The organism is Anabaena sp. UHCC 0253, assembly GCF_009712085.1.
Taxonomy (GTDB): Bacteria; Cyanobacteriota; Cyanobacteriia; order Cyanobacteriales; family Nostocaceae; genus Dolichospermum.
In genome coordinates this window covers 870182-881759 of record NZ_VILD01000002.1, presented here as the reverse complement: position 1 = coordinate 881759, position 11578 = coordinate 870182, and the positions used below count along the sequence as shown (strand labels likewise).

The following is an 11578-nucleotide window of genomic DNA, read 5'->3' as shown; positions in this document are numbered from 1 at the left end:
GAAGCGGGAGAAGAAAAAATAGATGAAGATAAAAATCAGGGGAAATTAAAGTTAGATGCAACTTGTGTACCAGCAGATATTAAATATCCAACAGATTTAGGATTACTAAATCAAGCCAGGGAGCAGACAGAAGAAATAATAGATATTCTGTATGAAGAATTGGATGAAAACGAACATAAAAAACCAAGAACTTACAGAAATACAGCTAGAAAAGAATATCTAAACGTCGCTAAAAAACGACGACCATCGAAAAAACAAAAAAGAAAAGCCATAAAAAAACAACTACAATACCTGAAAAGAAACTTAGTACATATAGATAGACTAATAGCACTTGGAGCCAAGCTGGAGTGGCTAAGTAGCCAAAAACATAAAATACTATTAGTAGTAAATGAAGTATACCGACAACAGTTATTCATGTATGAAAATAGTCTGACTCGTGTTGATGATAGAATCGTAAGTTTAACACAACCTCATGTCCGTCCAATTGTTAGGGGAAAAGCTGGTTCATCAGTGGAATTTGGAGCTAAGTTGTCAGCTAGTTCTTTTGAATGGTATTGGGCTTAGGCAGAAACAAGACTACTTTTGAAATATACACTTAACATTTCTTAACTAAATTAGACAAAAAATCCATTTTTATGAAGGCTCTGGTATCTAAATATCAGAGTTATTTTTTTATCCATGAAGACAAATAAGTACACAAGATTGTCAATAGGGTTTTTTCTAGCTATTCACCTATTGATCATGAGATTTTTTAGGCATAAATAACCCATTTTTGTGCATATCCAGCTGGTAGTGGGTATGCACAAAAATCATCATATTCAATGAGGTTGAACTAATGAAGATAAAAAGAGTTGTAGGATATGCGAGAGTCTCATCCCGTGAACAAGCTGAAGACTCTCATGCTTTGGAACAGCAAATAGCAAGGCTAAAAGCCGCAGGAGCTACGGAAATATTTCAAGATATTCAGTCAGGTAGTAGAGATGATAGACCTGCTCTCAAACAACTGCTAGATTTAGTCCATAAGAAAGCAGTTGATGAAGTAATTATCACTCGCATAGATAGATTAGCAAGGTCATTACCTAAACTCCGTGAGTGTATACATGATTATCACCAAGCTCAAGTAAATCTGAAAATTTTAGATCAGCAAATAGATTTGAACACTTCCCAAGGGAAGTTAATGGTCAATATCTTGGGTTCTCTTGCTGAATGGGAAACAGACCTATTATCAGAACGTATCCAACACGGAAAAGCTTACCGTCGCAATAAAAAAGCTGCTAGTGAATCTTATCCTTGGGGGTATCAAGTAGTTAACGATAAATATGAATTAGATCATCGCTTGTTTTTGTGTCTTCTGTCAGACAGACCTGCTAATTATCTGGAACTATATCACGAAGATGATTTGACAAAACTTCCAGGATTAACTATCAAACAAATAGCCAGAGATTGTATTAATATTTTCCTGGAAAAGAAAGGAGTAGCTCGTGCCTTAAAGGAAATCTTTAATAAGTATGGAATTCTTAAAAAGACTGCAAAGCGAAATAGTCGCAGTAGTATATTCCATTGGACTCCTGCTGGCTTTAATAGATGGTTAAATAATCCTGTTTTGTGTGGACACACCGCCTATTTTCAAAGAGTTAGTATTAGTAAAGGTAAAAGCAAAAGAAATAAGCCAGAGGATTGGATGATAATTCATGATACACATCCAGAACATAGACTCATTACTGATGAAGAATTAGTAGAGATTAAACAAATTATCAATTTCAATTCTAAAATAGGAGGTTTTAGCTTCAACCAAGATTTTGACAACCCTATTTGTTATCAACCTTATGCTTACCAGACTGGTTTAGTTTTTTGTGCTGAATGTAATTCACGATGTATCACCAAAACTAATAATTACAAAGGTCAAAAATACTCCTATTTTGCCTGTAGATATGTAGGTATGGGTTGCTCCAATAAAAAATCTGCCCGTAAACAGAATATTGAAGATGCCCTAATCAATACGCTAGTAGAACGGTCCCATGTTCTTGCTAGTGAATCGGACACAATACCTAATTTAAACCAGGAGAAGTCAGAAAATTTGAAAGCTCTGGAATCTCGTTTGGAAGCTTTAGAGCAAATTCCTGGTTTTGATCCAGACTTAGAAAAGATAAAAGATAAAACTCGTCAACAAATTGCTGAGGAAATAAATCCTTTTCTATATGATGCAATTGCACAAAAAACCACAGAAGAAATTATTATTGCTGGCAATAATTTAGCTATCTGGTACACACTTTCTTCCGATGATAAAGTCAAAATTTATCATCAGATTGTCCAGCGCATACTTATCCGTAATGGAGAAGTAGAATCAGTGATTTTGAAAATATAGAAACAAGAAGGTGATTGTATGAATACTGAAGAACAATTTTTATTAAATAAGATCCGATGTGAAGTAGCAATGCAAGAAACATTAAAATCATGGCATCCAAAACCAATAAATTCTGAGATAGAATGTCCAAGATGTAAATCTAACCAGATTCGTAAATATGGATCTTTTCAAGGTGTACAAAAATATATCTGTAAAAAATGTAAGAGAACTTTTCTCGAAAGACCGATATTTATTTGTGATTGCTCAATTCCTGGTAAACAATTGAAGTGCCAGAAATGTCCCCAGTTTCAGGATTTTTTGGAAATCGTTAGACAAAGGATCAATAGTTTAGCTACTCTAAGTCCAGTGGAGTTACAAAGACTTAAATTAGAGATAGAAATGACTAACAATGCACTTTCTTCTAACCTGAACAACTCCAACAATCATCAGGAATAAATAATCTTGATGTAATTTTAGGTTCTACCGTTTTCTTTATAACAAAATAAATATAAAGGAGCGATAGAACCAAATTTTATAATTGACTTATACTACAATTCAGGTACTTGTAAATCTCGCTTGTTACCAGCATAATGCTTGTAAATAATTTCTGGAGAATTACCAACCCATTTAGCAACATCTTTTGCATCAATATCGGCTTCAAGGCAAAGGGTAATAAATGTATGCCTACATTGATAAGGTTTACGGTACTCGCTGACTAATCCTTGTTTAACTAATTGGGTAACTATCCCTTCAATTACCGTACCATGACGATTTTTATAGCCCTTCCAGGCATGATATAGAAAATCACCAAAATCAATAAATCCACCTTTTTTGCTTGTGAAAACTAAATCTTCTGGATTAAAATTTTCAGGTTTAATAGAGTTTAAAATTTCCTTCACTTGATTATTAATGGGAAACCGTCTTTGGCTCTGAGTCTTTAAGCCATTTTTTAGAGCTAAACCCTTGGTACTAATAGTGATTGCTTGCTCAAAAGTAATAAATCTATCACCAATGTGTTTCCATTGCAAAGCAATTGCTTCAGATGGCCTACAGCCTGTAAAAAAGAGAATTTTTACCAAAGAAGCATAATAGCTGTATAACTTACTCTCTTCAAAAGCAGCAATAATTATATCCCTTTCTTCTTTTGTAAATGGATTAATCTCGTTTTCCTCAGATTCTGACTTAGGAATCTGTATTTCCTGTGCCATTCCTTGAAAGGGATTAGATTCGATCAACTTGCTTTTCAATGCCCAATCACAGCAAGCATGAATATTAGTTAATGTGCGTTTAGTAGCATTAGGAGTTAAATTCGCTACGAGATAATCACGAATTGCGATCGCATCTTCTAGGTTTCTTGTTGGTAAGTTAGCGATATGATTGCGATACTTTCGATAATCTACAGCATAAGTAGACTGACTCACTTGAGGTTTCTTGAATTCTGTATACTGTTCCCAGAGTTCGCCCAAGTCATGTTTTGGACTAGCAGATGGAGTAAATGAGGTAACGGTTGTTAAAGATGCTGCTGGCTTGTATTTAGCTAAACTTGCATCAAATTCACCATAATCAATATCACGTTGGATAGTATCTGCTAAAACAGATGCTCGTTGTCTGCCAAGTGGCATATCGTCATAACCTGTAGAAAAGTAAAAACGCTTGGTTTTAATTTCCCCTATTGGGGTAACTATAGGATGAGAAAAAACTAACTGAAGCCTACCATTGGAGTTTTTAATTTGGATAGCCCCTTTGGAAGCTTTACCTTGGGAGTTTTGAGAATACATAATTGTTTATTGGGGTAGAAACCTTTACTTTACTTTTACCCCAATTTTACCCCAATAGTTATCCCAAACTAGCCGAATTTACCCCAGACTTACTTCAAAAAATTAAGGGAGGAGCATGATACCCCTCCCTGTTCTTATTGTTAAAAGCCTTGAATTGCTTGGTTTTGACTGTTTTTTCTTAAAGGCGACAGGCGGATTTGAACCGCCGGATGGAGGTTTTGCAGACCTCTGCCTTACCACTTGGCTATGTCGCCGCACTCACAATTACCTATATTAGCACCATTTTTGCCAAATTGCACCATCTAGGAGAAATTTTTTTGCATATTCATTTTTTTCACAGATTGGACAGACAAAAAGCCTGTCCAACATTGGATCTTAAGGATTTAATTTCACCTCTTCGGCAAAATTCCCCCAACGGAGAAAGTAAAAAGGACCTGCTACAGAACCCCAAACATGATCATCTGTGTCGGGATTTCGTCCTCTATCGCGGCTGATGAACTTTTCGCCATCAATTTCAAAATCACTATCCAAATAGGTTCTTTGCCCGTCACGGATGACAATGCAGCCCTTTCCAGGTTCGACTGTGCCTTTAAATTTGTGATCACTCCACTCTACGATCATGTTACAACCACAGAGTCTTTCTAGGCGATCGCTCGTTAAAGTCTGCAATCTTGGTAAATCACGGGAAGCACCGTAAAAGTCTTTTTCTTCCTTGACAGTATAGTTTTCAATATGAATTTTATCCCCTACCGTCAGTAAATTTAACACCCGCACCCGATAAGGCTTATTCAGCATATAGTCATAAGCTTGTTCCACAAACAAACTTACCCCTGATAATACCCCAAAATCGAGGGGACGCATACATACACGGATATGGGCATAAAAAGCCGGATTCTCAAAAACTTGGGCTTGATTGCTAAAATCAGCGGCCATCCAACGAGCTAAGGTGGCAATATCTGTAGAATGAGTCATAGTAATTTGGGATTTTAGATTGTGGATTTTGGTACAGAGGCTCAAAACCGCCTGATACAGATTTGCTAATTTTAAACCTTAGTATGTCATTAAACATCTATATTAAACTTTACCAAACATTCACTAAAAATTAACCTTTATCTAACCACAAGTTAATTGCTAGATTACCTTGTTCTGTGAATTTATACATTGTACATATAATTTTTCATCGTTTCTTAATTGAATAGAACCGTTGATTTTTCGGAGCTATTGAGCGAAATATTAAGTCCCATAAATTTAGGAGTTTTTTGTGAACAGAGTTAATCTTAAGCTTACCAGCTTAAAAGCCTTAGGTGCAATTTCATTGATGACCACCACCTTGGCTGTGTCAATGTCTGCGGTTTTCTCCCAAAGTGTGAGTACAATCAAGATTGATGGTTCTAGTACCGTGTTCCCTGTTACCGAAGCAGTAGCAGAAGAATTCCAAAAATCGCAAAGAGGTAAAGTTAGAGTTACCGTTGGTGTTTCTGGTACTGGTGGTGGCTTTAAAAAATTCTGTCGCGGTGAAACAGATATCTCTGGTGCTTCCCGTCCCATTCTCCAAAAAGAAATTGATGAATGCAAAAAAGCTGGTATTCGCTACGTTGAATTGCCAGTAGCTTATGATGCTTTAACAGTTGTGGTTAACCCCGGCAATACTTGGGCTAAAAACCTGACAGTCGCTGAACTCAAGAAAATTTGGGAACCAGGCGCACAGGGCAAAATTAATAACTGGAATCAAGTCCGTGCGGGATTTCCTAATGCACCTTTGAAGTTATTTGGACCTGGTGCTAACTCGGGAACTTTTGACTACTTTACCGAAGCTGTTGTTGGTAAATCCAAGTCTAGCCGGGGTGATTTCACAGCCAGTGAAGACGACAACGTACTTGTACAAGGTGTTGCTCGCGATAAAAACGCCCTTGGTTTCTTTGGTTTTGCTTATTACACAGAAAACAAAAACAAACTCAAGTCAGTATCAGTTAATGGTGTCACCCCCTCGGAAACAACTGTAAAAAACGGTACTTACAATCCATTATCCCGCCCTATATTCATCTATGTTAGTGACAAGGCTGCTAATAAACCAGAGGTGAAGCAGTTTATCCAATTCTACTTACGGAATGCACCTAAGTTAGTGAAAGAAGTAGGATATGTAGCTTTACCAAATTCAGCTTACACTACTGCTCAAGGCCATTTCAATAAAAAGAGATTTGGTAGCATATTTGGTGGTAAAGAATCAGTTGGTTTAAAGATTGACGAATTAATGCGTCGTGAAGCTAAAGAATAAATCTAGTATCAAATAAATACTGTAGAGATGTTCCATGGAACGTCTCTACAACTCAGAATAAAGCAACGATATCACACTTTTCTTTATCTCAAGTCATCATCTGAGATCCAATTTCTAACATGATTAATGCCAAGCAAACTCAGTTTTCGCCAAAAATAACAAGGGATTTACGAGAACGGGCAATTGAATCTATCTTGTTTTTAGCTGCACTTTCCTCAGTCGCAACTACAATCGCAATTATTGGTATTTTGCTTTATGAATCCATTCTATTTTTCCAGAAAGTATCTTTATGGGAATTTTTAACTGATACCCAATGGACACCATTATTTGATGACAAACATTACGGTATTTGGCCACTTGTTTCGGGAACTTTTGTCACCACAGTTGTGGCCTTATTAGTAGCAATACCATTGGGAACAATTATTGCTATTTACCTCAGTGAATTTGCTCCTCCCATAATCAGGGAAATAGTTAAACCAGCCTTAGAACTACTAGCCGGCATTCCTACAGTAGTTTATGGTTATTTTGCATTGTTATTCGTCACACCATTATTACAAAAAATTCTGCCGGCTTTGCCTGGTTTTAGTATGTTGAGTGCGGGACTAGTTATCGGTGTGATGATCATTCCTTACGTTAGTTCCCTGAGCGAAGATGCTATGCGTGCAGTTCCCACACATCTGCGTGAGGGTTCTTATGCCACTGGGGCTACCCGTTTACAAACAGCCTTACGAGTGGTATTACCAGCGGCTATTTCTGGAATAATAGCAGCTTACATTTTAGGGATTTCTCGTGCAGCAGGTGAAACTATGATAGTTGCGATCGCCGCAGGTGGTCAACCCAACCTCACCCTAAACCCATTAGAACCAGCCGCAACCATGACAGCCTATATTGTCTCCGTCAGCCTGGGAGACTTACCTCATGGCAGTCTAGAATACGAAACTATCTTTGCAGTCGGACTGACTCTAGTGCTAATGACTTTGTGTTTCAACGTCATAGGTCATCTTCTCACCAAACGTTATCGAGAAATTTATTAATTAGAGAACAATTAACTATCAATTGTCAATTGTCAATTATCAATTATTTACATGACAACTCTGAATATTCAGCAAGTCCGCAAGACTATTGCCCGTAATAAGCGATCGGAATATATTTTCAACATCATTGGCTTTTTGTCAATGCTGATTGGTATTGTCACACTAGTAGCACTGTTATTTGACTTGGCTAGTGATGGTTTACCTCGGCTTTCCTGGCAATTTTTAACGTCCTTTCCTAGTCGCAAACCGGAAGAAGCTGGTATCCTTTCCGCTTGGGTAGGAACTCTGCTAGTCATGCTAGTAACGGCAACAGTAGCCATTCCTGTAGGGATAGCATCGGGGATTTACTTAGAAGAGTATGCCAGAAAAAACTGGGTTGCTGATTTAATTGAAATTAACGTCACCAACCTCGCAGGAGTTCCCTCGATTATTTACGGACTTCTGGCTTTAGGAGTATTTGTTTATGGGTTAAATCTTGGGCAAAGCGTTGTGACGGCTGGGTTCACCCTAGCATTATTAGTTTTACCAGTGGTAATTGTTTCTACCCGTGAGGCTTTACGGGCTATCCCCAATAGTATCCGTGAAGCTGCTTATGCCGCCGGTGCTTCCAAGTGGCAAATGATTTGGGATCATATTCTCCCTTACTCAACAGGGACAATTATCACAGGAATTATTGTCGCTATGGCGCGAGCCATTGGTGAAACTGCACCTTTAATTACCATTGGGGCGCTAACATTTATTGCCTTTTTACCAGAACCACCAGTCACAGGGCAGTTTCCTTATATTTCTTTTTCTTGGTTACTTGCGCCCTTCACAGTCATGCCTATTCAAATGTTTGATTGGATATCTCGTCCCCAGGCTGACTTCCAAGTGAATGCAGCTACCGCAGGTATCATCCTCATTTTTATTACTTTGGCTATGAACTCTGTCGCCATGTATATCCGTTATCGTATCCGCAGAACAATCAAATGGTAGCAACAAAATCTTCAACTTTACAAAGACCAATCAAAGCTTCTGTTAATTACCTGAATTTTTACTATGGTGGCACAGTCCACGCCCTGAAAGACATTAATATGTCCGTGGGTGAAAAGCAGGTAACAGCACTGATTGGACCTTCTGGATGTGGCAAAACTACTTTGTTACGTTGTTTCAATCGAATGCACGATTTGTATCCAGGAAATCGTTATCAAGGGGAAATTGCCTTAGAACCAGATGGTATTAATTTGCTAGGTAAGAAAATTGACCCTATTGAAGTCCGGATGCGGATTAGTATGGTATTTCAAAGACCTAATCCTTTTCCCAAGTCAATTTATGAGAATGTGGCTTATGGTTTGCGGGTAAGAGGTGAATCTAGGCGGAGAGTTATTGATGAAAAAGTAGAGCAAGCGTTACATAATGCAGCGTTGTGGAATGAAGTTAAGGATAGATTACATGATTTAGCTTTTAATCTTTCTGGTGGTCAACAGCAGCGTTTATGTATTGCGCGAGCTTTGGCTACTGATCCAGAAATTATTCTATTTGATGAGCCAACATCTGCTTTAGATCCTATAGCTACTGCTAGTATTGAAGAGTTAATTACTGAACTTAAAAAAACAGTAACTATTTTGATTGTTACTCACAATATGCAGCAGGCAAGCCGTGTATCTGACTATACAGCATTTATGTATTTGGGCGAATTGGTAGAGTTTAACAAAACTGAGATTATTTTTGATCAACCCGTCGAGGAAAGAACGGCTGACTATGTAAATGGTCGTTTTGGTTAAAGAACTGGATGACAGCCGATGATAGTATAAAAATAAACCTAGCAGGATAGATATAGACATATCTCCAGCTAGGAATTTTTTATGCTTGTCCATGTTTGAGGGGTGTAGCATTAATTAATGAATGGTCAATAATGCTGTTCCCTAGATGTAAGTATGTATAGTAATTGGTCAAAAAAAGTTAAGAAAGGTACGGTAATGGGTTAATTTTTTGTTAAAGATTAAAAAATTAATCATCACAAAATTTAAATTCTCTGGTTTGAGCGTTGCCGAAGACTAGCATAGCTATCGCTGTTTCTGATATTTTAGTAGTCTAAATAACTTGTAATATTTCAATGCTTCCCGACGGAAGTATTGATTAAAGCAATCACATATTGATTAAATGTAAAATTATGGCGCTCATAGTTCAGAAATACGGTGGTACATCTGTTGGTTCAGTCGAACGAATTCAAGCTGTTGCGAGTAGGGTTGAAAAAACTGTCAAAGCGGGAAACTCTGTTGTCGTAGTGGTTTCAGCGATGGGAAAAACCACTGATGGCTTAGTTAAACTAGCTAATGATATCTCTAAAAGCCCTAACCGTCGGGAAATGGATATGCTGCTTTCCACAGGCGAGCAAGTTACCATTGCCTTATTAAGTATGGCATTACAGGAAATTGGCCAACCAGCGATTTCTATGACTGGCGCTCAGGTAGGCATTGTTACCGAAGCCGAACATAGCCGCGCCCGAATTTTACATATTGAAACAGAACGCTTGATGCGGCATATCAATGGTGGCAAAGTTGTTGTTGTGGCTGGATTTCAAGGAATTAGCAGCACAGAAGAATTAGAAATTACAACTTTAGGACGTGGTGGTTCTGACACTTCAGCAGTAGCTTTAGCAGCAGCTATCGGTGCAGATTTTTGTGAAATTTATACAGATGTGCCAGGAATATTAACTACAGATCCCCGGCTTGTTCCCGAAGCCCAATTATTAACAGAAATCACCAGTGATGAAATGCTGGAATTGGCTAGTTTAGGAGCGAAAGTATTACATCCCAGGGCTGTGGAAATTGCCCGTAATTATGGCGTTCCTTTGGTGGTACGTTCTAGTTGGACAGATCAACCGGGAACTTGGGTAACAACGCCACCAAGACAAGATCGGCCATTAGTAAACTTAGAATTAGCCCGTCCTGTGGATGCTGTAGAATTTGATATTCAACAGGCTAAGGTGGCTTTATTGCGTGTTCCTGATAAACCAGGAATAGCAGCCCAGTTGTTTGGAGAAATTTCCCAGCAAAATGTTGATGTGGATTTAATTATTCAATCTATTCATGAAGGTAATAGTAACGACATTGCTTTTACAGTAAATACATCAATATTAAAACGGGCAGAAGCTGTATCATCGGCTATAGCTCCAGTATTGAGAAATCATCCTAGTTCAGATGAAGCAGAAGTTATTGTTGAGAAAGATACAGCAAAAGTGAGTATTGTCGGCGCAGGGATGATTGGGAGGCCAGGAGTAGCAGCACAGATGTTTAAAACTTTGGCTGCGGCTGGTGTGAATATTCAAATGATTTCTACCAGTGAAGTCAAGGTGAGTTGTGTTGTTGATGTTGGAGATTGCGATCGCGCTATAATAGCCCTCTGCAACACTTTTGAAATTAACTCTTCCTCTACGTCTCTCCCTGCTCCTACTACGGAAGCTCCTGCTGTCCGCGGTGTAGCTTTAGATATGAACCAAGCCCGCATTGCAATTCGACAATTACCAGATCGTCCGGGGATGGCAGCAAAATTGTTTGGATTATTGGCAGAATGTAATATTAGTATAGATATGATTATTCAATCCCAACGTTGTCGAGTATTAGATGGTGTACCGCGTCGGGATATTGCTTTCACTGTCGCCAAAATAGATGTAGAAAACGCCCAACAAAAACTTACACAAGTAGCAGGAGATTTTGGTTGGGGCGAAGTAATATTAGATAGTGCGATCGCTAAAGTGAGTATCGTTGGTTCTGGTATGGTAGGACAACCAGGAATAGCTGCTAAAATGTTCACAGCTTTAGCTCGAAATAATATCAATATTCAAATGATTGCCACTTCAGAAATCAAAATTAGTTGTGTTGTGGCTATTGACGAAGGTGTGAAAGCTTTACAAGTTATTCACGCAGCTTTTGATTTAGCTGGAAGTGAAAAATTTGTTGTTCCTGTCTGAGAATAAGGGAACAGGGAACAGAAAAAACTCATGTTGAAAAACATCTTTTTTTAACTGAGTTTTAAACTGGTGCAAATGAGTGTTTCTTATCTGTTTCCTATTCCCTATTTCGGCGTTGCTGAATTAGGGTATGAAATTCAAAAATCAATGATTTCAAACTCTTACTCTCTGTAGACTCTGCGCCTCTGCGTGAAA

The 11578-nt window shown here is 38.2% G+C and carries 9 protein-coding genes, 1 tRNA gene and 1 pseudogene; 8 read left to right on the top strand and 3 right to left on the bottom strand.

What is annotated here, in order from left to right:
* The 3 genes and pseudogenes from FJR38_RS08210 to FJR38_RS08200 all read left to right on the top strand — a co-directional run.
* Positions 1-555 (top strand): annotated as a pseudogene (locus FJR38_RS08210) (IS5/IS1182 family transposase); the annotation flags it as partial.
* A gap of 280 nt (positions 556-835) precedes the next feature.
* Positions 836-2365, top strand: a complete 1530-nt coding sequence (gene xisF / locus FJR38_RS08205) for a fdxN element excision recombinase XisF (protein WP_168536382.1) — start codon at positions 836-838, stop codon at positions 2363-2365.
* A gap of 18 nt (positions 2366-2383) precedes the next feature.
* Positions 2384-2800, top strand: a complete 417-nt coding sequence (locus FJR38_RS08200; RefSeq protein WP_168536381.1) for an IS1 family transposase — start codon at positions 2384-2386, stop codon at positions 2798-2800.
* Positions 2801-2892: 92 nt separating this feature from the next.
* Here FJR38_RS08200 and FJR38_RS08195 read toward each other — a convergent pair whose 3' ends face one another.
* The 3 genes from FJR38_RS08195 to FJR38_RS08185 all read right to left on the bottom strand — a co-directional run bounded on the left by FJR38_RS08195 (position 2893) and on the right by FJR38_RS08185 (position 5094).
* A complete protein-coding gene (locus tag FJR38_RS08195; RefSeq protein WP_168536380.1) occupies positions 2893-4122 on the bottom strand; it encodes a tyrosine-type recombinase/integrase in 1230 nt (409 codons plus the stop codon).
* A gap of 182 nt (positions 4123-4304) precedes the next feature.
* Positions 4305-4376 (bottom strand) — tRNA-Cys (locus tag FJR38_RS08190).
* A 121-nt stretch (positions 4377-4497) separates the two neighbouring features.
* Positions 4498-5094, bottom strand: a complete 597-nt coding sequence (locus FJR38_RS08185; RefSeq protein ID WP_168498571.1) for a chromophore lyase CpcT/CpeT — start codon at positions 5092-5094, stop codon at positions 4498-4500.
* Between the two features lie 289 nt (positions 5095-5383).
* On the opposite strand from FJR38_RS08185, the gene FJR38_RS08180 reads away from it, so the two are divergent.
* The 5 genes from FJR38_RS08180 (at position 5384) to FJR38_RS08160 (ending at position 11383) form a co-directional block, all read left to right on the top strand.
* The gene (locus FJR38_RS08180; RefSeq protein ID WP_168498573.1) at positions 5384-6397 is read left to right on the top strand and encodes a PstS family phosphate ABC transporter substrate-binding protein; all 1014 of its coding nucleotides are present in this window, start codon (positions 5384-5386) and stop codon (positions 6395-6397) included.
* A gap of 119 nt (positions 6398-6516) precedes the next feature.
* Positions 6517-7431, top strand: a complete 915-nt coding sequence (pstC, locus tag FJR38_RS08175) for a phosphate ABC transporter permease subunit PstC (RefSeq protein ID WP_168498575.1) — start codon at positions 6517-6519, stop codon at positions 7429-7431.
* A 51-nt stretch (positions 7432-7482) separates the two neighbouring features.
* Positions 7483-8406 (top strand): phosphate ABC transporter permease PstA, encoded by a 924-nt coding sequence (gene pstA / locus FJR38_RS08170; protein WP_168536379.1) that lies wholly within the window; start codon positions 7483-7485, stop codon positions 8404-8406.
* Positions 8400-9194: a phosphate ABC transporter ATP-binding protein PstB gene (gene pstB, locus FJR38_RS08165; RefSeq protein WP_168536377.1), complete on the top strand. Its 795-nt coding sequence runs from the start codon at positions 8400-8402 to the stop codon at positions 9192-9194. The genes pstA and pstB overlap by 7 nt, the downstream gene beginning before the upstream one ends.
* 389 nt (positions 9195-9583) lie before the next feature.
* The gene (locus tag FJR38_RS08160; protein WP_168536375.1) at positions 9584-11383 is read left to right on the top strand and encodes an aspartate kinase; all 1800 of its coding nucleotides are present in this window, start codon (positions 9584-9586) and stop codon (positions 11381-11383) included.
* The last annotated feature ends 195 nt before the right edge of the window (positions 11384-11578 follow it).